Genomic DNA, 23,633 nt, shown 5'->3' with positions numbered 1-23,633 from the left:
AATTAGGAGTGTAGCCGACCATCGGGTTGCTCGAAGATCAGATCTTCCATCTGCTCATAGGCGGACTCGTTGCCTGGCACATTAAACAGCACCATGAGGATCACCCACTTAAGGTCTTCAAGGATCAATGCAGGCTCATCCAGCTCCATCACACGATCGATCACCATCTCGCGTAGCTCGACATTGAGCACCTTGATCTGCTCTAGGAAAAGCAGGAAACCACGACACTCGACATCTAACTTCTCCATCTCGGCCTGAGTATAGATACGGAAAGAGTGTTGATCATGATTACATAGGTAGGGTTGATCACTTTCTTGTAGCGAAGCCAGGTGTTCTAACCAGGACAAGGCCTTAATAATCGCCGATTGATGAAAACCTGCTCGTGTCAGTTCTTGGGTCAACTCGTCTTCGTCGACCAGTAACTCGACCTCACTGTGCACATAGTTTTCAAATAGATACATGAGGATATCGAACATGGCTAGCTCCTCTTAAGTCTTATATAACCACCGGGTACAGCTGAAACCCAACCTTGTAGTTCAAGTTCAAGCAACTGCTCTAATACTAGCTCTATCGTTTTTCCACTATGCTCGACCACCACATCTAATGGCGTGGCCTCATAGCCTACACTAGCTAACAGTGAGGCAAATGGCAAATCAGAAGCTAACTCCTCCCCTATATGGTGACGACGATGCAACTCTTCAAGGTGAAATCTTGATAAAGCTGCAACCTCTTCGATAATATCGGCGGCGCACTCCACTAATTTAGCGCCATCCCGTAACAAATCATGACAACCCTGATGATCCCCAGCCAGGATGTTACCCGGTACGGCAAACACCTCGCGGCCCTGCTCCAGCGCCAATCGCGCAGTGATCAACGAGCCACTCTTTCGCGCCGCCTCGACCACCAACACGCCCAGCGACAGCCCGCTGATGATGCGGTTACGCTTAGGAAAGTTACCCGCGTAGGGTTTAACCTGAGGCCAGAACTCACTGAGCACACAGCCCCTCTGCTGGATCTTGTCGTAGATGGGTTTGTGACGTTTGGGATAGACCACCTCTATGCCTGTGCCCAACACGGCCAGGGTCACGCCATCCATATCTAATACCCCCTGGTGGGCCGCACCATCGATGCCAGCCGCCATGCCACTGATCACCGCAACCTTGGCCGCGGCGAGTTCCTGGGCCAGTTGATAGCTAGCGGCTAATCCCGACTGAGACGCAGCGCGGCTGCCCACCATGGCGATACAGGGATGCACCATGGCATTGATGTCGCCCTTGGCAAATAGGATCGGCGGTGGGTCGTTAATCTGCAGGAGCAGGCTAGGATAAAGGGGATCTTGAGGACAGAGGATATGATGATGAGACTCGGCATCTTGCCATGCTAACGCCTGTTCGACCAAGGCAAAGTCGGGGGTCAAGTTAGTCGTCAACAGCCGCTCAGGCAGGGGTAAGGCTTCGGGTTCATGCTCCAGCCTTTGCCTGAGCTCTGCTACATCCATGTAGTTTAATAATTGTTTAACCCGGGCCGGTCCTAACCCGGGTACTGCACAAACAACTAGCCAGTCGACCAGTTTGTCGTCGATGGCACTATTCGCTTGCTAACAGGGTATCCGGCTGCAGCAACTTATCATGAACACGCACAGGCTTCTCGTTAATCAGAATAAGCCCCATGCTGACACGGTCGAACACCTTGAAGACCATTACCTTACCGCGATAGATATCTGGCATCTTCACCGCGTTATCGGAAGAGATATTCGCCAGAAGCTCCTCATAGGTGCTGCGATCCTCAGGTTGTACCGGCTGGCCGTCACCATCGATCACCACCTCAACGCCATCTCGGAAGATGGAGAACACATGGCCTGGCTCGACACCATCCTGGCTGCCACGGTCGATATAGACCACATCCAGTTTACCCATTTCACGTACACCTTTATCCGAGGCGAGCACCTTACCAGGCGTGGTCGCCGCCTTAGGCATGAAATAAGCGGACATCAAGGAATCATCTTCGATAGGCAGCACACGATAACCCGCCTTGGTCTCACGCATATTGCTCAGCAGTTGCACCTTAGACACAGGGCCCGACTCGATGACACGGCCGCTAGCGGTTAGAATGACCTCCAATCCCAGCGCATCACCAGACTCGGCATCTTCAAACTGACGTCCCTTGGCATAGACACCAAACTTGTCCCCCAGGGTCAGCTCCCCTTGGACATAGATAACATCGTCGGTCACATGGTGTCTGGACTCGCTCTCGCCGCCCATGACCATAGGTTGCTTATCGAACCACTCGCCATCGACCACTCGGTTTTGCACCAGATAGGGTTGGATTAGGCTAAGATCCACGGCTGGGATTGCGCCACCTTTAGGCAAGACGCGCCCTTCGGGACTCTTACGAACATGAGGCTTAACCACCAATCTGGGTTCGCCGTCGATAAAGACCAGGGTCAGCCTGTCGCCGGGATAGATAAGGTGAGGGTTAGCGATCTGTGGGTTGGCGCCCCAGAGCTTAGGCCAACGCCAGGGGTCCTTGAGAAATTGCGCTGAGATGTCCCAGAGGGTATCTCCTTTCTTCACCACATACGAATCGGGATGGCCAGACTTCAATGTCAAGGTATCCGCGACAACAAACGAACTACTAAAAATCATTAAACCGAGTAAAATTAGTCGTTTCATGGGGGTATCCATGCTGTTTGCCCTTTATATAGAGCTTTTACTGTTATTGAATGCCACTAAGGATTAAAATTAACCCATTAGCCAAAGTCAGTATAACCAACTGACTCGAATTTGACAGACTTGTTAAGAGTTTATGTATGAGTTTACTAAAAGTTTTACGCTTTCCCGATGAGCGCTTACGCACCATTGCTAAGCCCATTACAGAATTTAACGCTGAGCTTCAGACACAAATCGATAATATGTTCGAAACCATGTATGAAGAGAAGGGAATTGGTCTGGCAGCGACCCAGGTAGATTACCATCATCAATTGATCGTTATGGACCTGCAAGATGACGTAGAACGCCCTAAGGTTTTCATAAATTTAGAGATAATTGAGAAAAGTGGCGATTTTTGCAACGAAGAGGGCTGCCTCTCCGTTCCCGGCATCTATGCCAAAGTCGATCGCGCCGAGTTTGTCACCATCAAGGCACAGGACAGAGATGGCAACGAGTTCACTTTAGAGGCTGATGGCCTGTTCGCCATCTGTCTGCAACATGAGCTTGATCACCTCAATGGCAAACTGTTTGTCGATTACCTCTCGCCCCTCAAGCGTCAGCGTATCAAACAGAAACTCGAAAAAGCCGCGCGCCTCGAAGCCAAACAAGGATAAGCCCCATTTGAAACCACTCAAGATACTCTTTGCGGGTACGCCAGATTTTGCCGCCCGCCATCTACAAGCCTTAATCGATTCAGAGCACCAGGTTATCGGAGTCTACTCCCAACCAGACAGACCCGCGGGCCGTGGCAAGAAGCTACAGGCCAGCCCGGTCAAGACCTTGGCACTCGAGCATGATATCCCAGTCTACCAACCCGTGAGCCTGAGAAACGAAGAAGCCCAGGCAGAGCTCGCCGCTCTCGGCGCCGACATCATGGTGGTGGTCGCCTATGGCCTTATCTTGCCTCAGGTGGTGCTGGACACCCCTAGACTGGGCTGCATCAATGTGCATGGCTCCATCCTGCCTCGCTGGCGCGGCGCGGCGCCGATTCAACGCGCCCTGTGGGCCGGTGACGAGGCAACAGGTGTCACCATAATGCAGATGGATATAGGTTTAGATACCGGCGACATGCTACTCAAGACCCACCTACCTATCGAAGACAGCGATACCTCTGCCAGCCTGTATGAGAAGCTGGCCGAGCAGGGACCTAGCGCCCTGATCCAGGCGCTACAGGGACTGGCCGAAGGTAACCTCACACCTGAGCCACAAGATGAAGCCCTGGCCAACTACGCAGATAAGCTGAGTAAAGAAGAGGCGCAGCTCGACTGGCGCAAACCGGCTGAGCAGCTTTGGCGTGAAGTTCGCGCCTTCAATCCTTGGCCCGCAAGCCACTTCCCCCACCAAGATGCGGTGATCAAGGTGTGGCAGGCCAGCGTGTCTAACGAGGCCGTTAAGCAGGCCCCGGGCACCATCATCCGCGCCGATAAACAGGGCATAGTGGTCGCCACCGGCAAAGGCGCGCTGATCCTCGAGACGATTCAACTGCCAGGCAAGAAAGCCATGGCGGTGGCGGACGTGCTTAACGCCCGCGGCGACTGGTTTACCCCGGGCACTCAATTGCAGGGTGTAGCCAAACAGGACGAGGCGCAGGCATGAAGAATCTGCGAGCTCTCGCCGCCAAAGTCGTCTTTCAGGTACTAGAGAAGGGTGTCTCCCTGTCTGTCGCCCTGCCAGAGCAGCAGCAAAGACTCACCAGTGGTAAGGACAAGGCCCTGCTGGCCGAACTCTGCTATGGCGTGATGCGTCATCTTCCCCAGCTCGATAAGCTGGTGAGCGACTGCATGAGCAAGCCACTCAAGGGCAAGCAGCGCATCGTACATCAGCTACTACTCGTGGGATGTTATCAGCTCTATTTCACCCGCATCCCCGGCCATGCGGCGATCTCGGAAACCGCCGAGGCCTGTCGCCAGCTCAAGTTCGAGGGCCTGGTCAAGGTGGTCAACGGTGTGCTGCGCAACCTGCAGCGTAACCAGAAACCACTGCCAGAAGATAATGAGACGCTAGCCTTTAACACTCCAGCCTGGTTGATCAAGCGCCTCAAGGCCGCCTACCCAGATAGCTGGCAAGAGGTGATCGCCCAGAGCCATCAACGCCCACCCATGTGGTTGCGTAACAATCAGTTGTCCCAGACGCGAGAGCAATATCTGGCGCTACTCGACGAGCAGGAGATAGCCGCAACACCAGGGGCGAGCGACAACGCCATACTGCTGGAGAGCCCGAAAGATGTCGGTATGCTTCCCAGCTTTGCCGATGGCGCCGCCTCGGTACAAGATGGCGCGGCGCAATGGGCCGCCAGCCTGCTGGCGCCCGAGCAAAATGAGCTGATCCTCGATGCCTGCGCCGCTCCTGGCGGCAAGAGCTGTCATCTGCTGGAGAGTCAGCCCAGTATCGATCTGGTAGCGGTAGACTTCGACGCCAAGCGTCTGGAGCGGGTACAGCAAAACCTCGACAGATTAAGCCTCAAGGCCAAGTTGGTGCATGGTGATGCCGCCAAGATAGACTCCTGGTGGCAGGGCGATAAGTTCGACCGCATCTTGCTGGATGCGCCTTGTTCGGCCACCGGTGTGATTCGTCGTCACCCGGACATCAAATGGCTCAGAAAGCAGGCCGATATCGAAGATCTAGCCACATTGCAGTCACAAATTTTGGATCATTGCTGGCAGTGGCTTAAACCCGGTGGCACACTCTTGTATGCTACATGCTCAATTTTACCGCAAGAGAACGCCGAACAGATCAAGGCTTTCTTAGCGAGAACCCAAGACGCAACCCTGGTCCCCATCGCACAACAACAAAATCGCGATGACATTGGCTGGCAGATCACGCCAGGCCAAGACAATATGGATGGGTTTTACTACGCTCGCTTGGTTAAGGGATAAAGTTTAGGCTATGAAAATTATCATATTAGGCGCGGGTCAGGTCGGCGGCACATTGGCGGAAAACCTGGTGGGTGAAAACAATGACATCACCATAGTCGATAATGACCGCGACAGGCTACGCTCGCTGCAAGACAAGTATGACTTGCGTGTAGTGCTGGGCCACGGTGCTCACCCTGGTGTCCTCAAGGATGCCGGCGCCGAAGACGCCGATATGTTAATTGCTGTTACCAACAGCGACGAGTGCAACATGGCCGCCTGCCAAATTGCCTTCTCCCTCTATGGCACCCCCACCAAGATCGCCCGAATCCGCTCGGAGCAGTATCTGGCCCTGCGTGACAAGCTGTTTATCGACAGCGAGACCAAGCAGAGCGAAAACCGTCCTCGCGGCGGCTTCATCATAGATGAGTTGATCGCCCCCGAGCAGCTGGTGACCGCCTATATTCGTCGCCTGGTGGAATACCCTGGCGCCCTGCAGGTACTGGAATTTGCCGAGGGACGCCTCAGCCTGGTGGCGGTGCGCGCCTATTATGGCGGCCCGCTAGTGGGTAACGCCCTGGCCGCACTGCGCGAACATATGCCCAATATCGACACACGTGTGGCGGCCATCTTCAGACAGGGCCGTCCCATCATGCCCAGAGGCACCACCATCATAGAGGCCGACGACGAGGTGTTCTTCGTTGCCGATAGTCGCCACGTGCGCGCCGTGATGAGTGAGATGCAGAAGCTAGATAACACCTACCGCAATATCATGATCGCCGGGGGCGGTAACATAGGCCTGGGGCTGGCCAAGCAGCTGCAGCGCAATCATGCGGTCAAGCTGATCGAACACAGGCAGGATCGCGCCGAGGCGCTGTCGGAGAAGCTGGAAAATACCACTGTGTTTTGCGGTGACGCCTCAGATCAGGAGCTGCTGCTCGAAGAGCATATCGACCAGACCGACGTGTTTATCGCGGTGACCAACGACGATGAGGCCAACATCATGGCCGCCCTGCTAGCCAAGCGTATGGGTGCCAAGAAGGTGATGGTGTTGATCCAACGCGAAGCCTATGTGGATATCGTCCAAGAAGCCAATATCGATATCGCCATCTCGCCGCAACAGGCGACCATATCGGCGCTACTGACCCATATCCGTCAGGGGGATATCTGTAACGTCTACTCATTAAGACGCGGCGCCGCCGAGGCGATCGAAGCCATCGCCCATGGCGACCCAAGCACTTCTAAGGTGGTGGGCAAGCAGATCAGCGAGATCAAGCTGCCACCCGGCACCACTATTGGCGCCATCGTCCGCGACGACGAGGTGCTGATGGCCCACGATAAGACGGTCATCGAACAGGGCGACCATGTGATCCTATTCCTGGTGAACAAGAAATTTATCGGTGAAGTTGAAAAGCTGTTCCAGCCTAGTGCATTCTTCTTCTAAGCCACTCGAGAAGCAAAGACTAAATTCGCGATGCTAAATTTTCGGCCGCTACTCTTCATATTAGGCGTGTTCCTGTCGACCCTGACTGCCTTTATGTTTATTCCGCTGCTCTTCGCCCTACTCTATGGCGAGGAGACGGTGGGCGCCTTCATGATCGCCTCGCTGGTCACCGGCACCTGTGCCAGCGCCTGCATGCATCAGGGACAGAGCGAGAACATCCGCCTCAATATCCGCGACATGTTTCTGCTCACCAGTTTAACCTGGTTTATCGTCAGCCTGTTTGCCGCCATGCCCTTTACCCTGTATCACGGCATCAACTACACGGACGCCTTCTTCGAGACCATGTCGGGGATCACCACCACGGGCTCTACCGTGTTGTCCGGCCTAGATACCATGGATCACAGCATCCTGATCTGGCGCTCCCTGTTGCAGTGGCTGGGGGGAATCGGCTTTATCGTGATGGCGGTAGCCATTCTGCCCTTCCTCAACGTGGGTGGCATGCGGCTATTTCGCACCGAGTCCTCCGACTGGAGCGACAAGGCCGTGCCCCGCACCCAAGACATGGCCAAGCACCTCTTCTATGTCTATATTCTGCTGACGATAGCCTGTGGTCTGGCCTACCACCTGGCAGGCATGACCTGGTTTCAGGCGATCAACCATGCCATGACCACACTCTCGACCGGCGGTTACTCCACCTCTGACAGCTCAATGGCAGCCTTCTCCAAGCCCGCCCACTGGGTCGGTACCCTCTTCATGGCGGCCGGCGGCTTACCCCTGTTGATGTTCGTTCATAGCCTGTCGCAGAAGTCGCTGCGGATCTGGGACGATGCTCAGGTGAAGGGTTATCTCGTCTTCCTGGCATTCGTCTCCTGCAGCCTGGCCTTCTGGCTCTACCATGGACACGACATGACAGCGGCAGACGCCCTTCGCCTGGCCAGCTTTAACGTGGTCTCAGTGGTCACAACCACTGGCTATGGCCTCACCGACTATACCTCCTGGGGCGCGGTAGCCAACGTGGCCTTCCTCTTCTTGATGTTTGCCGGCAGCTGTTCGGGTTCGACTTCGGGGGGAATCAAGATATTCCGCTTCCAGATCGCCATCGCCATCATGCGCGAGCAGCTAAAACAGCAGTTCCACCCTAACGGCATCTTCAAGGAGCGCTACAACGGTAGGCCAATTACCGAAGATATCGTGCGCTCCCTAGTCACCTTCATCCTGCTGTTTATGCTGGTGATAGTGCTCTTGTCGGTGATCTTGGTGTCGACCGGACTCGATCCCACTACCAGCTTTACCGGTGCCGTCACCGCGGTGACCAATGTGGGCCCTGGGCTTGGGCCAGTCATCGGCCCGGCGGGGAACTTCTCCAGCCTGCCGGACATCGCCAAGTGGTCGCTGGCCATCGGCATGCTGCTGGGACGTCTGGAGATCTTGACGGTAGCGGTGCTATTCCACCCTAACTTCTGGAAGTACTAAACAAACTAGCGCCTAGAGCTCGACTAAACGCGATACTGACTCCAGAGGCGATGCTGCTCAGGCGTTAGGAAGGTCCAGGCCAGCACCCGGGTCAGCTTGTTGCCCTGGGCCATCTCCAACGTTTCTACCCGCTTGGCGCCTACCTGCTCCAGCAGACGATAGCAGGGTTTGAGGTTTTCCTTCTTCGACACCAAGGAAGTAAACCAGAGGCACTGCGAGCCGAACTCCCGGCTCTCGCGGATCATCTGGCTAAGAAAAGCGAGTTCGCCACCTTCGCACCAGAGCTCCGCCTTCTGACCGCCGAAGTTGAGCTTCTCCTGCCCCTTCGCGACCTCATGTCCCTTGGCTCGCTTGTTGGCTGCCAGGTTCTTCAGCTTGCGCTCGCTGCCTCTGCTCGCCTCCGCCAAAGAGGCATGAAAGGGGGGATTACATAGGGTCAGATCGAACCTGTCCTCGGCCGTGATGATACCGGTAAAAATCTGTTTTGGGTCTGACTGCCGGCGCAGGCTCAACTTGCCCGCCAGTTGCGGATTATTTGCGATGATTTCACCAACGTTCGCAAGAGACACTGGGTCGATATCACTGGCCACGAAACGCCAGCCATAGACCTGATGCCCCAGCAGGGGATAGATGCCATTGGCACCTGTGCCTATGTCCAGGGCGACCACCCGCTCTCCCTTGGGCACTTTCGTCGCATTAGCCACGTTAGCCATCTTAGCCTCGTTAGGCTTAGCGCCTTTACGCGCAGGGACGGACTCGGCCAGCAGATCCGCTAGATAGTGCAGATAGTCCACACGGCCCGGAATCGGCGGGCAGAGAAACCCCTCGGGTATATCCCAATAGCTCAGCCCATAATGCAACCTGAGCAGCGCCAGGTTGAGCTGTTTCACCGCCTTGGGGTCGGCAAAGTCAATCGACAGGTTGCCATAGGGGTTAGGGCGCACATAGGGCTTAAGCGCCGGCGTGGCTTTCATCAGCGCGTTAAAGTCATAACCCTCGGCGTGTAGGTTTCGCTCATGTAGCCCCTTGGGCTGACGAGGCGTCTTACCTGATGTGGGCTTTGTTTTTTGCTTTGGCTTTGATGCCTTAACTGAGTTAGACGGCTTAGCTGCCTTTGATGCCTTAGCAGGCCTAGATGGTGACGCTTGAGAGGCAGACTTTCTTGCACCGGGGCGCGGGGGCTTGGGAGACTGGGTCATGAAGGGGATCCCGGCTGCACGCAATAGCATGCAGCCCATAAAGCATTAATCGTACAGGTATTTAGTAAACAGCAGGTTGACGATCAGCGGCTTGCCAATCTCCAGCTCCAGCAGTCGATTCAGGGTGTCATAGCACTCGCGGCGGATCTCCTCCTTACCGGTCAGAGATTTCACCTTATCTTCCGTCTGCGCTCCAAGGATCTCTATGATGGCGGCGCGCAGCAGCGGGTCGTGATGTTCAAGCACAATCAGATCTTCCGGCACCTTGACCATGAGTTCGACACTGATCTTCACAAACCCCAGCTTCTTACGATTGGAGATATAATTAGTCACAATATCGGGCTCGAAACCGTAATAGGCGTAGGTGTCGACCACCTCTTCCTCTTCGGCAAATGCCCCCAGGCTCAGTACACTGGTCACTAGCATGAGGCACAGCAGCGCAAAGTTTTTCATATTAGACGAATACTCCGTTCATGATTTAATGGTCAACACTCGTTTTTCAGCCAGGCGATACCTTATTAACGGCACCAATACTTAGATGCTTTAGTACTCAAGGCTTTAATTACCGACATCAAAGCCTCGTCATGATAAACTGCTGACGTTTTTGAGTATTGTACCGAGAATTTAATGAGTGTGACCAGGTTAAGCTTCCCCTATGGTGAATCCATTCAATGGCATTCACCGGATCAAATTCCCCAGCTGCCACCCAGCCCTTTTAGGGAGTGGCTATTAGCTTCCGGTAGTTTAACCCAAAAACTCAAGTCTCACTGCACCCAATTTGAGGTCAAGGTGTTAGGCGAAGCCATGCTGCCTCCCTTCCCGGGCGAATTGCCCCACCAAGGGCAAGCCTGGATTAGAGAAGTGCTCCTCTGTCTCGACGGCATTCCCTGGGTTTTCGCCCGTACCTTAGTGCCTGGCGCCATGATGGACAGCGCCCAGGATAACTTCCTCTCCCTTGGCACCCGCCCACTTGGCGAGCTGCTGTTTACCAGTGGCGACTTTACTCCGGGCAAGATAGAGGTCGGCGAGTTTACCGCCTGCGACTCCCTCGCCAAACTGATCGATTCGCTGGAACAGGAGAGTCACCATCCCTTGTGGGGCCGCAGACGCTACTTCAGCCATGGGGATCAGCAGCTGATCGTCAGCGAGATCTTCCTGCCTCAGGCTCGCGAGCTTATCGACAAGCTGGCATAAAAAAACGCCTCTTAAAGAGGCGTTTTTTTGTTTAGCTTCTGCGGCGCAGTCCCAGCAGCATCAGCAATGACAGGCTGATCCAACCCAGACTACCACCACCCGAATCCTGCTTGGTCTCCGGCTGAACAACTGGCGGCTGCACCACGGGAGCAGTCACCGTCAGCGTCAGGCACTTACTCGCCTGATTATTGGCCTCATCGGTTACCGTCAAAGTCACTGTATAGCTACCCGCCGCGCCATAGGTATGTGTCGGCGAGGCGGCCGTGCTCGTCTGCCCATCACCGAAGTTCCAGGCATAACTCAGGGTACCTCCCCCCTGACTCGACAGGTTGCTGAAGGTCACGGTCAAGTCGCTGGCCTTATAGCTAAAGTCGGCCACAGGCTTGATCACCACAGCCACCTGAGTATTGGCCGTCACCGACTCACCCGCGCCATCTGTCACCGTCAGGGTTACCTGATAGGTGCCCGATGCCTGATACACATAAGTAGGCGCCGCTAAGGTACTCCCTGCACCGCTGACACCGAAGGCCCAGGCATACTGATAGTTACCATCACCACCGCTCACATTGGCACTGAAGCTAACGCTCGCACCCTCTTGTGTCTTAGCTATCGAAGCACTCAATGCCTCTGGCGCTGGCGGAGGCGTCACAGTGCCCGAATACTCGAAGCGTACCTTGGCGCTGCTGGAATCCTGGCTCTGAGTCACGACCTCCATAGTCAGGCCCAGCTCAGGCAGTATGATGCCCGCCTGCGGCTTGAGTGGCGCACTATAGTCCTGGCTGTCATCAAACAGGCTGTTGCCCGCCAGATGATTGTCACCAAAATAGGTGGATTGGTTATACAGGCTAAAGGTGGCATCGCGGATCTGAGTCGCCGTGCCATTGGTGCCGATCAAGTCCTGATCGGCATCGACTACGCCGATCAGGCCACTGCCTGGGTGCTTGCTGGAGTTGTTGTCGGACTCGTTGAAGTTCTCCAACCAGAGCAAGACACCCGGCTCGTAGGCATGACTCTTCAATCCGGCATCGACGCCGTTGTAGCTGCGCAGCTGCACCAGGTAGCGACGCGGCTTGCCCGGACGGGTGTTATCGATTCTGGCAAAGCCACCGTTGAGCGCCATGGTATTTGGCTCCTCGGCGCCGTCGCTGTAGATAACCGACTCACCGTCGAGCACCTTAAGCTCATCGAATACGAAACCATAGTCGCCCACCGCCTCATCGGTGAAGTAGACGATGCTGATCTGACGATCGCTGCTGCCAGCATAGGCACTGAGGTCGAAGCTTAGCTCCACCCAGGAATCGGCGCCTTCGGCACCCGCCACATCAGAAGACTTACCCGTGATGATGTTCTTAGCGTTATTGATGATGTTGCTGGCCTTGGTGTGATTACCGGCTAAGGCCACATCGCCCACCTTCACCTGCACATAATCATAATCTGTCTCTATGCTCCAGTGTGCCTTCATCTTCAGGGTTAGACTGCTGCTCGCCGGGAAATCCAGGCTAAAGGAGGCCGCAGTGCTCAGCAGATTACCCTGACCCGAATAGTACTGATAGCTGCCGGCATAGGGCTGCTTGAAGGGAATATTGTCCGAAGGCAGAGGAATGGAGATCTGGTTCACCAGGTTGGCATTGACGGCCTCGGCCAGCTGTACCTCCTGGCCACCCGTTGGGATAGCGGCCAGATCCACCTGAGTCTCGTTGATCCACTTGCCCTTATACTTGTTTTGCAGGTAAGAGCGGGCATAGGGACTAAAGCCTGTTGGCTGGCTGCCAGGGATATCCCCGGTCCAGCTACCGCCAGACATGATAGACCAGGAGCCCACGGGCGAACCGTCGCCGCTGTTGCTGGTGTCGTACTCATCGGGCAGGCCGAGATCGTGGCCAAACTCATGAACAACCACACCGGCGGCCGCATCTATGGGCTGAACCGTGTAGCCAAACACCTTCTTGCCTGTGCCGGGGATCTCATAGCCAGGCGAGTTACCCTCATAAACAAAGTAGCGGTGCGACCAGATGGCATCATCACCCAAGACGCCACCACCGGCCTCTTCGCCTATGCTGGAGTGAAACAGCATCACATGGTCTATGTCGCCGTCGGCCTCATTGAGATTGCCATCGCCGTCGAGATCATAAGGGTCTTCCACGTCGAACGAGGCGATTTCGCTGGGCGTCATGCTGGCCAGTGCCTGGGTCACCGCCTCTTTCACCAACTCGGGAACCGCCTTGTCGTCATCGTCGTTGTTGGGGTCATTCTGCCCGTAATAGGCCGCGTTTTGGTTGGCGGTATACCAGCCATAGACCTTACCGGTGAAATAGAAGCTTCCGCCGGACTCCGCCTGATAGTATTGATATCCGGTCAACAGGTTCTGCCCCTGTGGGCCGGCAAAGCCGGTCGTCGAGAACATGAGATCCTGATAGTGGGCGACAGGGTAGCTCGAGTAATACATGGGCGTATCGGCGGCTGTCAGGCGGTTGTTGTCATGGGGCAGATCGGGAAAGTCGATCAGTACACCCAGTACCTTCACCGTCTTAGTCACATCTGCGTCGGCCTGGGGCGTCACGAAGGACATCACCCGCGCCTTCTGCTGGGCCTTCTGACGCATACTCTGCTGAGATTCCAGCTTGGCCTGAACCTGGCCACCTTTTTCCTGATAGCCCTTGGCTCTCTGGGTGTAGGCCTTAATCGCGGCGCGCTTCTCCGCCTCGCTGGCATCACTGGCCAACTCACCACGCTTCACCAGCCAATAAAGGATCTGCTGCTCGTTAATCACCCCGGCGTCGGCCACGCCAGTCACTTCCTTCATGGTGATCGGGGCGGCATTTGCCGGCGCGCCAATCAGCAGGAGGGAGAAGCTCAATGCGGACAACGCACCGGCATAATACTGTCTCTTCATGCTAAAAATTCCTTGTGCCTGTATTTATCCCCAAACGGAACGCCTTCCCCGCTGGGTGACCCTAAGGCTGCCTAACTTAGATAATTTTAGTGGGGACTTGGGAAGGGGGCTAACTCATCGCTATAGGCATTTACATTGCCAATATAAATCGACACAAAAAACACGCTGAGTTAAGCGGCCGGTGACTCGGCCAGACGGGTGTTAACGCCCACTTAGCGGCAAACGTAACAACAACACCCAAGGTCCACTACAAGACATTAACAGTATTTTTCCCTGTAGAGTAGAGTAAAAGTGCTATTTTTCACTAAAGAGGTATAGGTCAGCGGCTAAAAAGCGAGAAGCGCGGCGAATCGCCACGCCACTCTTCTCTCTTATCTCTTATCTCTGCCTCAATCAGTACTGAGCCAGCTGCGATAGATGAGCAGCAGCACAGAGGCGGACCAGCTAAAGTTGGTGCAGTGCAGCCCGTCTCCGGTCAGAGGATCATAGTTTTCCCGTATGGGCCCATCACCCAGTACACCTTGGGCTTCATTCACCAGCCGAGTGGCGAGATGCCGCGCCAGCTCGTCGTGGCCATAACGGGAGACTCCCTGCAGGCCAAACAGCGCCTGATCCAGCCAGACGGGACCGCGCCAGTAGCGCCGCGGAGCAAAGGCCGAATTGTCGGCGCTCACAGTGGGAAAGGGCAGCTTGGTCCCGAAGTTCGAAGCGTTAAGCTGAGTGGCGATCATCCGCTCCGCCTGAGCCTGACTGGCGGCGCCGGCCCACAGTGGCAACCAGCCCTCGACCCCCTTACCCTCGGCGATCATCAAACGTGAGCGCTCACCCACTAAGCGTCTGTCGTAGAAGAAGCCGCTCTGCGCATCGAAGAACTCGCTGCGGATCCGCTCCCCCAGTCGCGCGGCCTGCTCCCGCCAGACGGCCGCCTCGCTCTCCAGCCCCAGCACCTCGGCCATCTGCGCCAGATAGCCCTTCTCCGCATACAGATAGCTGTTGAGATCCACCGACTCCTGAGAGATGGAGTAACCCAGCAGTCGCCCCTTTGCATCATAATTTTCCAGCACCTGGAGCTGGTCATTCATGTCGAAGCGCGGCGCATTATCCATGCCCGACTCCCAGGCTGCCGCCTCAATCACCGCCTCCCTGTCCGGCTTACCCGGCTCACCATGGCGAGGATGTCGATTGGCGCCATATTCCGCCAGCCCATTTCGGTTATAGTCCCGGTTGCGATACCACCATTCATGGTAGGCGACCAGCTTAGGGTAGAGCCTGGTAATCAACGCCTTATCCTGGCTCTGCTGGTAGATCTGCCATACGGCCCAGGCCGCCAATGGTGGCTTGCCGTTACGCTCATTCCAGTTGCCCCCCTTGCCGCCGCGGCTGGCATCGGGGTTATAGAAGATGGCGTCGGGCAGGTTACCCGCATCCTCGGGGCGCAGCGGGTCCTTGGCGTCAAACTGATAGTCAAACATCGCCAGCACGTTCGACTCGGCCAGCGCCACATCGAACTGCGCCAGCGCCACCGCCTGTTTCCAGCTGTCCCAGGCCCAGACACCGTTGAACCACTTATAGGTCACAGATGGGGTAACGGCGTCATGCAACAGGGCGCCCGCCGGGCTACGCCAGTTGTGCAGCAGGGTCACCATGGCCTTGGCGGCCAGGCGCCTGGTTTTAAGGCCGCCGCCGCGAATCAAATTATCGAGACGATTGTGCCAACGAGCCTGATTGACCGCGAGCTGCTCGGTCACCCGAGCCCAGTCCAGCTCGTCGGCGCGTTTGGCCTCAGCCTGAGTATGAAAATAACGCTGGGCGGCGCGCAGAGTCACAGTCTCTCCCGCCGCCAGGGTCAACAGCCCACTGTCGGCGCGATAGCCTTGAGATCCCTGGGTCGATATGGTTATCGCCTGCTCAAACTGCAGCCGATAGCTGGCATCATCGAGCTGCATCTGCCAGGTCTGATCTATGGGGGTAAACAGCCAGGTGACAGCGTCTTCGCTCAGCAGCCGTTTATCGACCAAGCGATACTGCTTCAGTTTGGGATGAGTGACGAAGGGGCTGCCCGACCAGCTCAGGCGCCAGGAACTTGGCTTGTCAGTCAGGTTAAGTAACTTGGTCGAGACGATGGCGGTGCGATTGTCGCTATATTCCAGGGTGGTGGTGAGCTCAAGATCCTTGAAGCGAAAGCGCTGCACCAGTTCCCAGGGCTCGCTGTAGATCTCCACTCTTTCAGCCTTGGCCAGCTCCACACCCTGACCCGTCTCCCCCGAGATCAGCTGCAGCCGCTGCAGGCTATCGCTCAGGTGCAGGCTGTACTCCTGGGCGATAAACAACGGGCCTGTAAAACTGCCATAGTGAGTCGGCGTATCGGGCAGATGAAAGCCATGCCAGGCCCCCAGATCCATGTAGACGGCGGGAATTGTCAGGTTACCCTGCTGGTCACGCTGCTCCATGGTGCTGGGCGTTCCCCGATAATTGAGCAGATCGCGATAATTAAATGCTTCGCTAGATTCGCTGGCCTGCACCATAGAGACACAAGGTACGGTGACAAGCGGTGACACAAAGAGCAATGACAGGGAAAACAGAAGGGAGCGGCGAAAAAATAGTGCAAGCATACGCGTCATGAGATCACTCAAGGATGAATTGAATACAATATCCAAATATTCCCAGAGTCGACTCACAGATGCAAGCAGAACCATCGCGCCTCAGACCCTAGGGCCACGACTAAGCACAGGGCTGAGAGGAGCACAGGACTGAGGTGAGCGGCGACGATTTCGGCGCCGCCTAATCCTCGAGTCGATTTATGCCGCGTGGGCGATATACTTGGCCACGCCGTCGAGGAACATCTGCACTGAGATCATCACCAGTACCATGCCCATCAAGCGTTCCACCGCGGTCAGCCCCTTCTCGCCCAGGAGTTTGGTAAACAGCTTATAGAAGAGCAGAATCACGGCGCTGGCCGCCCAGGCAGCAAACAGGGCTATGGTCCAGTCCATCATCCGCGAGCTGTCGGTATGGGCCAGCAGGATAAGCGCCGCCAACACGGACGGACCCGCCATCAGGGGAATCGCCATGGGCACGATGAAGGGTTCTTCACCCGCCGCCAACCCCACCACGCCGCCGGGCTGTGGGAAGATCATCCTAATGGCGATCAGGAAGAGTATGATGCCGCCGGCTATGCTGACCGACTCGGATCTCAGGTTTAGGAAGCTGAGAATCGCCTCACCGGCGAACAGGAAGAGCATCATGATGATCAACGCGAAAAGCAGTTCACGTACCAACACCTTGCGCCGCTTCTTAGGTTCGATATGACGAAGAATCGAGGCGAAAATGGGTAAGTTCCCCAGGGGATCCATGATCAAAAACAACATTACCGCGGCAGAAAAGATATCCATAACTCAATATTCGTCAAAAGTTGAATCTATATTGTATAACTTAATGACAATATTAATCAGTAGCTAAGATAACAAAATCGACACTAGGCCAAGGATTTTCAGCCATCACCGGGCACGCCGTCCAAAACACACCATGTAAATTCTTTTGCCACTCGGGTTATTTGTTCGATTGGCAGACATAAGACTGGTATACTAGCTGGCTTTCTAGGCTCCCTTGTTAACACGTATATGTACTATCTTGTCGCCAGTTGTATTGCACTCCTGCTAGGCCCACTCTTCTATCGTTTCTTTACGACGGGGACAGGTCTGCATAAAGGCTTGGATGGCTTCATCTTCGTCTCCCTGGGCGGCCTGGTACTGATCCATATTCTGCCCGAGCTATTGGAACACGGTGGCTTTCTCTCCCTGCTATTTGTAGTCGTTGGCCTCTGGGGACCCACCCTGAGCGAGCGCCTGTTTCACCGCTACTCTGAGGTCACCCACAACCTGACCCTCACCCTGGGCATTGGTGGCCTGCTGCTGCATACCCTCACGGATGGCGGCGCCATGGTGCTGGCCCAACAGGACGGCAACTCCAGCCTGCTGGCCCTGGGGGTTATCTTGCATCGTCTGCCCGTAGGGCTGGCGATCTGGTGGCTGCTCAAGCCTCAGGTTGGCAGTCGCTGGGCCTCCATAGTACTGGGCGGCATGATGTTGCTGACCGGTGTGGGCTATTTTGCCGGCGAACAGCTGCTGGCACAGCTGAGCTTGGACAACACTGTCTATCTGCAGGCCTTCGTCACCGGCTCGATTCTGCACGTGGTGCTGCATCAGCCCCATGGCCACATCGTTGACGACAAACAAGGCAAGTATGAGTATCAGGCCGGCATCGGCAGCCTGCTGGGTATCGCCCTGCTGTTTGTGCTGCTGGCGTTCGACTCCGGCGGCCATGACCATCACGAGCATAGCCACAGCAGCGAACAATTGCTCGACTGGATGCTGACCCTGGCTCCCGTGTTACTGCTGAGCTATAGCCTGGCGGCGATGCGCTATCTGTTTGGCCTATCGCCTCACCATGAGCGCCTGAGCCAGCGCTGGCTGCAACGCCTGGCGGGACCAGAAGCCCTGGTGATCACCCTCTTGCTGCTGGGGCCTAGCCTGGCACTGATCCAGTTGATCGGCCTGACACTCGTGGGGATCTTACTCACCATGACCCGAGTCGAACCGACAGATCCCCATCAGGGGCTACCGGGTTCGGCCTGGCGCTTCGGCTTCGCCCACCTGGTGGACCGCAGCGCCCCCTGGATCATCCTCAGCCTGATACTGGCGAATCTGATCGGCCATCCGTCTGTGCCCCTCACCTCACCTCTGGTGCAGGTGGGCGTATTGCTCCTGCTGCTTCTGCCGATGCGTTTCTGTAACCTAGGCGGCGCGGTGCTGGCCCTGGCGTTGGCCTACAGTGGCTGGACCATGGAGGCTGTGATGTTGGTGCTGCTGGCGGCCCCCGTGTTTAACCTGTCGCAGCTCAAGCTGATGGACTGGACACAACGCCTAGCACTCACCGGCGTGATCGGCCTCTGCCTGCTGGGCACTCACTGGTTAATCCCTGAGTGGAGCCTACTACTCAGCCTGCCTGAGACGGTCAACCAGCTGAGTCTGGCCCTGGTCGCCATACTGTTTGCCGCCAGCCTGCTACGGCTGGGTCCGCGTAAGTTTATGGCTCGCATCATGCTTTGGAAACCTAAGGCCCATGCTCACAGCCATGAGCATAATCACAGCCATGAGCATAATCACAGCCATGAGCATAATCACAGCCATGAGCATCAACACGGGCATACGCACAAGCACACACATCACCACGAACACGAGCACGAGCACGGTCAGCATTAACTAAGGGATAGCTTTTCTCGCCGCGGGGGGCTAAGTTAAGACAAACGCCCCCTCTGGAGCCATCCATGTGTATTCTCTTCGTCGCCCTGGACGTACATCCCCAGTATCCACTGATCCTCTGTGCCAATCGGGACGAGTTTCATCACAGACCCACGGAACCGGCCCATTTCTGGCCCCCTGACAATCGGCTGCTGGCAGGCAAAGATCTCGAGGCCGGAGGCAGCTGGCTCGGGGTGAATCGGCAAGGCGAAATCGCCGCGCTCACCAATATTCGTGCCCCAGAGCTGCACGAGGCCAACCGCCATAGCCGGGGCGATCTGGTGATCAGGGCGCTGACAAAATCCCAGAGCATGTCCACGGGATGGCTCAGGGAGCACAGCCAACACTACAACCCCTTCAACCTGCTGTTCGGCAAGGAGTTAGAACTCTACTGCTACCACAGCGTCAGCAAGACGGTGAAGCCGCTGTCACCTGGCTTTCATGCCATCAGCAACGGCGCCCTCGACGATATCTGGCCCAAGATGGCCAAGGGGACCCAGGCCCTGGAACGGGAGATCACCCAAAGTGAGGAGATAGATATTCAGGCTCTGCTAACCATAATGACCGACGAGCGACAGGCACCCGATGCGGATCTGCCGCAGACCGGCGTCGCCTTAGAGTGGGAGCGGCTACTCTCCTCCATCTATATCAAGCATCCGGAATATGGCACCCGCTCGACCTCCATACTGCTGCGAGACAGACAGGGCAGGTGTGAGTTTGTCGAGGTCAGGTATGACGGTAAGGGAAGAAACCTAGGCAAACAGGTATTTAAGTTTGCAGCCGGCCCCGAGAATGAGGCCGCCACGGATAATGAATCGCCGGAATTTGCCTAATTCGAAGAGTGATCATGAGTGATCACCCACTTGTCATCTATCTTCTCCACCAAGAGGGTAAACACGCCGTTAGGCTTGTCTTTGACCCGAGTCAGCTGCCAGCGACCAACGACGATGGCGGCATAGTTGCTGAGCATCTTGGTCTCTTCTATGGTGAACTTGAGCTGGCCAAGGGTAGCCTTATCCGGATAGTTCTTCTTGTAGGCCGCTAGTGTCTCGGCCCAGCCATAGCGGAATTTATTGCCTGAGACGAAGCGCATCTTGTCGCTCTGCCAGTAGCCTTGCATGTAGGCATCCAGATCGCCGCGATTCCAGGCGGCTTCCTGCTGGCGCAGAATATTGGCAATATCGTCCGTCGGCACCGCCTGCACCGGGAGTCCCAGCAGCAAGATCAGTAAAATCCATCCATTTTTAAGCATCATCATCTCCAGATGGGAGGCATTAGGGTATAGTATATAATAATGGTAAGGCATTATCTTCCCTATAAAAATGCCTCGTTAGACCGATTCAGTAGAGCCTAATTTATGTTTCAATCTTTGTGTAAAGCAATTCTCAAACTCAGCGGCTGGACCATAGACGGTCGCCTCCCCGAGGCGCCTCAATATATCGCCATCGTCGGCCCCCACACCAGCAACTGGGACTTCATCGTCGGCGTATTGGCCAGGGGAGCCCTGGGGCAGAAGATCCACTTCCTCGGCAAGCATCAGCTGTTTATCCCTCCCTGGGGCTGGTTGTTCCGCGCCATAGGCGGCACCCCGGTGGATCGCCGCAAGAACAACAACCTGGTAGACGCCGCGGCGCAACTGTTTCAGCAAGACCCTAATTTCAAGCTGGCCCTGGCACCGGAAGGTACCCGCAGCCCGGTGAAACGCTGGAAGACAGGCTTCTACCATATTGCCACCAAGGCACAGGTGCCCATAGTCACGGTAGCGCTGGATTTTGCCGGTAAGCGAGTGGTGATCCCCGAGGCAATAAGCGTCACCGGCGATATCGACAAGCAGATGCCGCAGATCCTCGACTTCTACCGCACCATCAAGGGGCGCCACGCCAAAGCCATCCCCGACTACCACGCCTAAGACAGCCTAACAGATTGCCAAATCGGGTCGCACTGGTTATAGTGCGGCTACCGGCATTTTGTATACAATTTTTAGATGAACTTAGATACCTGGCTACTCTACCTGGCGGCGATCCTGCTCATCGCCATCTCCCCCGGCACCATGGCGGTGCTGTCCATGAGTCATGGGATCCATTTCGGCAAGGTGCGCAGCCTGGCCACCGCCCTGGGTAGCGTCAGCTCGGCCCTCTTGCTGATGTTTGCCTCAGCCGCCGGCCTGGGCGCACTGCTGAGCGCCACAGAGTATGGCTTTACCCTGCTTAAGTATTGCGGCGCGGCCTACCTTATCTATCTGGGGATCAAACTAATACTGACCAAGGCCAGTGCCCAGGGGCTGGACCTGCAACACATCAAGGGTAAGGGCACACCTAAACAGATGTTTAAAGAGGCCTTTCTGGTGGGGATAAGCAATCCAAAGGATCTGCTCTTCTTCGGCGCCCTGTTTCCGCAGTTTATCGATATCACGGCGCCCCAGGGGCCACAGCTCGCCATACTGGCGCTCACCTGGGCCCTGGTGGATTTCAGCTTCGTGATGATCTACGCCAGCATGGCAAACGTGTTGGCCCCAAAACTCAGGGCCAGCAACCGTCTGCATTGGTTCGACCGCACCAGCGGCGGCGTGTTTCTCACCCTGGCCGCCATACTCGTCACCCGAGACTAACCCTTAAGGCTACGCACATCGGCGCCGGTAGGTGCCTGGAAGGCTCGCAGGTTAAACTGAGGCAGAATCGCATAGATATGATCGAAGATATCCGCCTGAATATCCTCGTAAAACGCCCAGCGGGTATCGTTGGTGAAGATATAGATCTCTATGGGTAACCCCTCGGTGGTCGGCGCCAGCTGACGCACCAGTAGTGTCATCTCCTGATGCACCTTAGGGTGCTTACGCATATATTCCAACAGATAGGCCCTAAAGGTGCCGACATTGGTGAGGTTACGGCTATTCACCGGCATGTCACCATCCTGAATCTTGGCGTTGAACTCGGCGATCTCCGCCTCTTTGCGGGCCAGGTAGTCCTTGAGCAGGTTGATTTTACCCAGGCGTTTAAGCTGTTCATCACTGAGAAAGGCGATGGAGTCGATATCGATATTCACCGCTCGCTTGATACGCCTGCCGCCCGACTCTGACATGCCGCGCCAGTTCTTGAAGGCGTCGGACACAAGGGCGTAGGCGGGGATCATAGTGATTGTCTTATCCCAGTTCTGCACCTTGACCGTGGTCAGCGAGACCTCCTCCACCGCACCGTCGGCGCCGTACTTATCCATCTGGATCCAGTCACCTGGGCTGACCATGCGGTTGGCCGCCAGCTGAATACCGGCCACGAACCCCAAGATAGTATCTTTAAACACCAACATCACCAGACCCGTGGCGACACCCAGTCCGCTGAGGAAATAGACCGGCGACTGCTCCGCCAGCACGGAGATCGAGATGATGATGGCGACGAAGAACATAAACAGCTTGAGCAGCTGCACGAAACTCTTGATCGGCAGGCGACGGCTGATCATGTTGACGTCGGCGATCTCGTTACCCGCGTCCAGCACGCTGTAGACGGCGCGCACGAAGAGGATCACTATCGCCACATCCAGCAGTCTGTCCGCCAGGCTGCTGAGCAGCGGATGCTCCACCAAGGCCAACGGCAGCAAGATGTTGAGGATCAAGGCGGGCACCAACTTGGCCAGCTTCTCCAGCACCCTGTGCTGCATGAAGATGTCGTCCCAACGCACCTTAGAGCGCTGGATCACTATGTTCATGGTGCTCACCACGCCGCGTTTCACCACCACATAGCCGATGAAGGCGATCAACAGACAAGCAAAGACCATGACGCCGGTAGATACCCCGTCCGATGGACTATCTATGCCGAAGTGGGTCAACCAGAGCGACACCTGTGAGCGTAATTCTTGATCCAAAATTCTCTCTCCTTGCAAATTCACCTTAGGTGACAAAACCGCTAAAGACCATGCAACAAGGCCATTTCAGCACACCAACAAAAGCGATACAACTACCTATTTTAAAAGCTATTTTAGCCTATCCAATTGACTGTAATACAGAGATTCTCAACAATCCATTGTCCCGTGATGATGGAGAAAATTATGCTAAAGCCTCTACTCGGCGCCGTCTTGCTCGTCGGCGCCAGCCCCCTGTTGGCGGCAGACCAAACCCAGGGGCCAAGCCCCAAGACGGCCATCACCCTGGATTATATTCCGGCCGAGTCGGCGCTCTATGGTATCACCCTGGCACCCAGCCATTATGACAGGAATTATGCCAACTGGGGCTACTATCTCGGCTATGCCCAGAGCCAGAAACGGGACATAGAAGTCGAGGCACCCAGCGAGGCTTATGCCCAGGACAAGCTGTGGCGGTTCGGCCTCAGCTATGGACTCACAGACCATCTCAGTCTCTATGGCGGCGCCAGCGCCTACACCCAGGAATACTCCTACACCAATAATATCTCGCCGCGCATCGTCGACGGCAAACCCACCTGGGAAACGGAGCGGGAGACCCGCTGGGGCGGCGAACTCGGTGTACGCTACCGGGTCGGTCGTCATCTGGTATTGGGCCTAGGCTATGACTCCGCCAGCCAGTCGGCGCTCTTCAGCCTGGGCTACAGCAACTAAAATCCCC

21 protein-coding genes are annotated in these 23,633 nt (G+C 56.0%); 11 read left to right on the top strand and 10 right to left on the bottom strand.

Annotated elements, in window-relative coordinates:
• Window positions 1-2 precede the first annotated feature (2 nt).
• The 3 genes from L2731_RS18720 to L2731_RS18710 form a co-directional block, all read right to left on the bottom strand.
• Complete coding sequence (locus L2731_RS18720; RefSeq protein ID WP_011867527.1) at window positions 3-476, bottom strand: DUF494 family protein; 474 nt, start codon at window positions 474-476, stop codon at window positions 3-5.
• Window positions 477-478: 2 nt separating this feature from the next.
• The gene (gene dprA, locus L2731_RS18715) at window positions 479-1,498 is read right to left on the bottom strand and encodes a DNA-processing protein DprA (RefSeq protein ID WP_239854059.1); all 1,020 of its coding nucleotides are present in this window, start codon (window positions 1,496-1,498) and stop codon (window positions 479-481) included.
• An 88-nt stretch (window positions 1,499-1,586) separates the two neighbouring features.
• Window positions 1,587-2,684 carry a LysM peptidoglycan-binding domain-containing protein gene (locus tag L2731_RS18710; RefSeq protein ID WP_239854060.1) on the bottom strand — a complete coding sequence of 366 codons (1,098 nt, stop codon included), beginning with the start codon at window positions 2,682-2,684 and terminating at the stop codon, window positions 1,587-1,589.
• 125 nt (window positions 2,685-2,809) lie between these two features.
• On the opposite strand from L2731_RS18710, the gene def reads away from it, so the two are divergent.
• From def to L2731_RS18685, 5 genes are read left to right on the top strand one after another with little or no spacing between them, the layout of a single operon-like run.
• A complete protein-coding gene (gene def, locus L2731_RS18705; RefSeq protein WP_239854061.1) occupies window positions 2,810-3,322 on the top strand; it encodes a peptide deformylase in 513 nt (170 codons plus the stop codon).
• Between the two features lie 7 nt (window positions 3,323-3,329).
• Window positions 3,330-4,304: a methionyl-tRNA formyltransferase gene (fmt, locus tag L2731_RS18700; RefSeq protein WP_239854062.1), complete on the top strand. Its 975-nt coding sequence runs from the start codon at window positions 3,330-3,332 to the stop codon at window positions 4,302-4,304.
• Window positions 4,301-5,584 carry a 16S rRNA (cytosine(967)-C(5))-methyltransferase RsmB gene (gene rsmB / locus L2731_RS18695; RefSeq protein WP_239854063.1) on the top strand — a complete coding sequence of 428 codons (1,284 nt, stop codon included), beginning with the start codon at window positions 4,301-4,303 and terminating at the stop codon, window positions 5,582-5,584. The genes fmt and rsmB overlap by 4 nt, the downstream gene beginning before the upstream one ends.
• Window positions 5,585-5,594: 10 nt before the next feature.
• Window positions 5,595-7,004, top strand: coding sequence for a Trk system potassium transporter TrkA (gene trkA / locus L2731_RS18690; RefSeq protein WP_041509791.1), 1,410 nt, complete (start codon window positions 5,595-5,597; stop codon window positions 7,002-7,004).
• 30 nt (window positions 7,005-7,034) lie between these two features.
• Entirely contained in the window at window positions 7,035-8,477 is a 1,443-nt protein-coding gene (locus L2731_RS18685) for a TrkH family potassium uptake protein (RefSeq protein WP_239854064.1), read from the top strand.
• Window positions 8,478-8,500: 23 nt separating this feature from the next.
• Here the strand turns inward: L2731_RS18685 and rlmF are convergent, their stop codons facing one another.
• Together rlmF and L2731_RS18675 are read right to left on the bottom strand one after the other, a co-directional pair.
• Window positions 8,501-9,676, bottom strand: a complete 1,176-nt coding sequence (gene rlmF, locus L2731_RS18680) for a 23S rRNA (adenine(1618)-N(6))-methyltransferase RlmF (protein WP_239854065.1) — start codon at window positions 9,674-9,676, stop codon at window positions 8,501-8,503.
• A gap of 45 nt (window positions 9,677-9,721) precedes the next feature.
• Entirely contained in the window at window positions 9,722-10,129 is a 408-nt protein-coding gene (locus L2731_RS18675) for a flagellar basal body-associated protein FliL (RefSeq protein ID WP_249254821.1), read from the bottom strand.
• Window positions 10,130-10,303: 174 nt separating this feature from the next.
• Here L2731_RS18675 and L2731_RS18670 point away from each other — a divergent pair, with 174 nt between their 5' ends.
• Entirely contained in the window at window positions 10,304-10,870 is a 567-nt protein-coding gene (locus tag L2731_RS18670; RefSeq protein WP_249254820.1) for a chorismate--pyruvate lyase family protein, read from the top strand.
• 31 nt (window positions 10,871-10,901) lie between these two features.
• On the opposite strand, the gene L2731_RS18665 is transcribed toward L2731_RS18670, so the two are convergent.
• The 3 genes from L2731_RS18665 to L2731_RS18655 all read right to left on the bottom strand — a co-directional run bounded on the left by L2731_RS18665 (window position 10,902) and on the right by L2731_RS18655 (window position 17,155).
• On the bottom strand, window positions 10,902-13,763 hold the full coding sequence (locus L2731_RS18665; RefSeq protein ID WP_249254819.1) for an immune inhibitor A domain-containing protein: 2,862 nt from the start codon (window positions 13,761-13,763) through the stop codon (window positions 10,902-10,904).
• 389 nt (window positions 13,764-14,152) lie between these two features.
• Entirely contained in the window at window positions 14,153-16,384 is a 2,232-nt protein-coding gene (locus tag L2731_RS18660) for an MGH1-like glycoside hydrolase domain-containing protein (protein WP_249254818.1), read from the bottom strand.
• A gap of 177 nt (window positions 16,385-16,561) precedes the next feature.
• Window positions 16,562-17,155, bottom strand: a complete 594-nt coding sequence (locus L2731_RS18655) for a YhgN family NAAT transporter (RefSeq protein WP_239884149.1) — start codon at window positions 17,153-17,155, stop codon at window positions 16,562-16,564.
• Between the two features lie 228 nt (window positions 17,156-17,383).
• On the opposite strand from L2731_RS18655, the gene L2731_RS18650 reads away from it, so the two are divergent.
• Entirely contained in the window at window positions 17,384-19,024 is a 1,641-nt protein-coding gene (locus L2731_RS18650; RefSeq protein WP_249254817.1) for a metal transporter, read from the top strand.
• A gap of 65 nt (window positions 19,025-19,089) precedes the next feature.
• Window positions 19,090-19,896: an NRDE family protein gene (locus tag L2731_RS18645; protein WP_249254816.1), complete on the top strand. Its 807-nt coding sequence runs from the start codon at window positions 19,090-19,092 to the stop codon at window positions 19,894-19,896.
• Here L2731_RS18645 and L2731_RS18640 read toward each other — a convergent pair.
• Entirely contained in the window at window positions 19,893-20,315 is a 423-nt protein-coding gene (locus L2731_RS18640; protein ID WP_249254815.1) for a YybH family protein, read from the bottom strand. The two genes, L2731_RS18645 and L2731_RS18640, sit on opposite strands and share 4 nt — an antisense overlap.
• Window positions 20,316-20,420: 105 nt before the next feature.
• Here L2731_RS18640 and L2731_RS18635 point away from each other — a divergent pair, with 105 nt between their 5' ends.
• On the top strand, window positions 20,421-20,972 hold the full coding sequence (locus tag L2731_RS18635) for a lysophospholipid acyltransferase family protein (protein ID WP_249254814.1): 552 nt from the start codon (window positions 20,421-20,423) through the stop codon (window positions 20,970-20,972).
• A gap of 75 nt (window positions 20,973-21,047) precedes the next feature.
• The gene (locus tag L2731_RS18630) at window positions 21,048-21,671 is read left to right on the top strand and encodes a LysE family translocator (RefSeq protein WP_144204137.1); all 624 of its coding nucleotides are present in this window, start codon (window positions 21,048-21,050) and stop codon (window positions 21,669-21,671) included.
• On the opposite strand, the gene L2731_RS18625 is transcribed toward L2731_RS18630, so the two are convergent.
• Window positions 21,668-22,918, bottom strand: a complete 1,251-nt coding sequence (locus L2731_RS18625) for a mechanosensitive ion channel family protein (protein WP_144204136.1) — start codon at window positions 22,916-22,918, stop codon at window positions 21,668-21,670. The genes L2731_RS18630 and L2731_RS18625 overlap by 4 nt on opposite strands.
• 183 nt (window positions 22,919-23,101) lie before the next feature.
• Here L2731_RS18625 and L2731_RS18620 point away from each other — a divergent pair, with 183 nt between their 5' ends.
• Window positions 23,102-23,626, top strand: coding sequence for a TonB-dependent receptor (locus L2731_RS18620; RefSeq protein WP_239854087.1), 525 nt, complete (start codon window positions 23,102-23,104; stop codon window positions 23,624-23,626).
• The last annotated feature ends 7 nt before the right edge of the window (window positions 23,627-23,633 follow it).

It is taken from the genome of Shewanella aquimarina, from assembly GCF_023349185.1.
Classification (GTDB): domain Bacteria; phylum Pseudomonadota; class Gammaproteobacteria; order Enterobacterales; family Shewanellaceae; genus Shewanella; species Shewanella aquimarina.
The sequence above is the reverse complement of the archived record's forward strand: the minus strand, read 5'-3'. Positions and strand labels throughout refer to the sequence as shown.

What these genes read in the sequence shown, in the direction of transcription:
- L2731_RS18630 (WP_144204137.1), top strand. Translation starts at nt 21,048, where the DNA reads ATGAACTTAGATACCTGGCTACTCTACCTGGCGGCGATCCTGCTCATC.
- trkA (WP_041509791.1), top strand. Translation starts at nt 5,595, where the DNA reads ATGAAAATTATCATATTAGGCGCGGGTCAGGTCGGCGGCACATTGGCG.
- L2731_RS18655 (WP_239884149.1), bottom strand. Translation starts at nt 17,155, where the DNA reads ATGGATATCTTTTCTGCCGCGGTAATGTTGTTTTTGATCATGGATCCC.
- rlmF (WP_239854065.1), bottom strand. Translation starts at nt 9,676, where the DNA reads ATGACCCAGTCTCCCAAGCCCCCGCGCCCCGGTGCAAGAAAGTCTGCC.
- rsmB (WP_239854063.1), top strand. Translation starts at nt 4,301, where the DNA reads ATGAAGAATCTGCGAGCTCTCGCCGCCAAAGTCGTCTTTCAGGTACTA.
- def (WP_239854061.1), top strand. Translation starts at nt 2,810, where the DNA reads ATGAGTTTACTAAAAGTTTTACGCTTTCCCGATGAGCGCTTACGCACC.
- L2731_RS18650 (WP_249254817.1), top strand. Translation starts at nt 17,384, where the DNA reads ATGTACTATCTTGTCGCCAGTTGTATTGCACTCCTGCTAGGCCCACTC.
- L2731_RS18710 (WP_239854060.1), bottom strand. Translation starts at nt 2,684, where the DNA reads ATGGATACCCCCATGAAACGACTAATTTTACTCGGTTTAATGATTTTT.
- dprA (WP_239854059.1), bottom strand. Translation starts at nt 1,498, where the DNA reads ATGGATGTAGCAGAGCTCAGGCAAAGGCTGGAGCATGAACCCGAAGCC.
- L2731_RS18635 (WP_249254814.1), top strand. Translation starts at nt 20,421, where the DNA reads ATGTTTCAATCTTTGTGTAAAGCAATTCTCAAACTCAGCGGCTGGACC.
- L2731_RS18720 (WP_011867527.1), bottom strand. Translation starts at nt 476, where the DNA reads ATGTTCGATATCCTCATGTATCTATTTGAAAACTATGTGCACAGTGAG.
- L2731_RS18620 (WP_239854087.1), top strand. Translation starts at nt 23,102, where the DNA reads ATGCTAAAGCCTCTACTCGGCGCCGTCTTGCTCGTCGGCGCCAGCCCC.
- L2731_RS18665 (WP_249254819.1), bottom strand. Translation starts at nt 13,763, where the DNA reads ATGAAGAGACAGTATTATGCCGGTGCGTTGTCCGCATTGAGCTTCTCC.
- L2731_RS18685 (WP_239854064.1), top strand. Translation starts at nt 7,035, where the DNA reads ATGCTAAATTTTCGGCCGCTACTCTTCATATTAGGCGTGTTCCTGTCG.
- L2731_RS18660 (WP_249254818.1), bottom strand. Translation starts at nt 16,384, where the DNA reads ATGACGCGTATGCTTGCACTATTTTTTCGCCGCTCCCTTCTGTTTTCC.
- L2731_RS18675 (WP_249254821.1), bottom strand. Translation starts at nt 10,129, where the DNA reads ATGAAAAACTTTGCGCTGCTGTGCCTCATGCTAGTGACCAGTGTACTG.
- L2731_RS18640 (WP_249254815.1), bottom strand. Translation starts at nt 20,315, where the DNA reads ATGCTTAAAAATGGATGGATTTTACTGATCTTGCTGCTGGGACTCCCG.
- L2731_RS18670 (WP_249254820.1), top strand. Translation starts at nt 10,304, where the DNA reads ATGAGTGTGACCAGGTTAAGCTTCCCCTATGGTGAATCCATTCAATGG.
- L2731_RS18645 (WP_249254816.1), top strand. Translation starts at nt 19,090, where the DNA reads ATGTGTATTCTCTTCGTCGCCCTGGACGTACATCCCCAGTATCCACTG.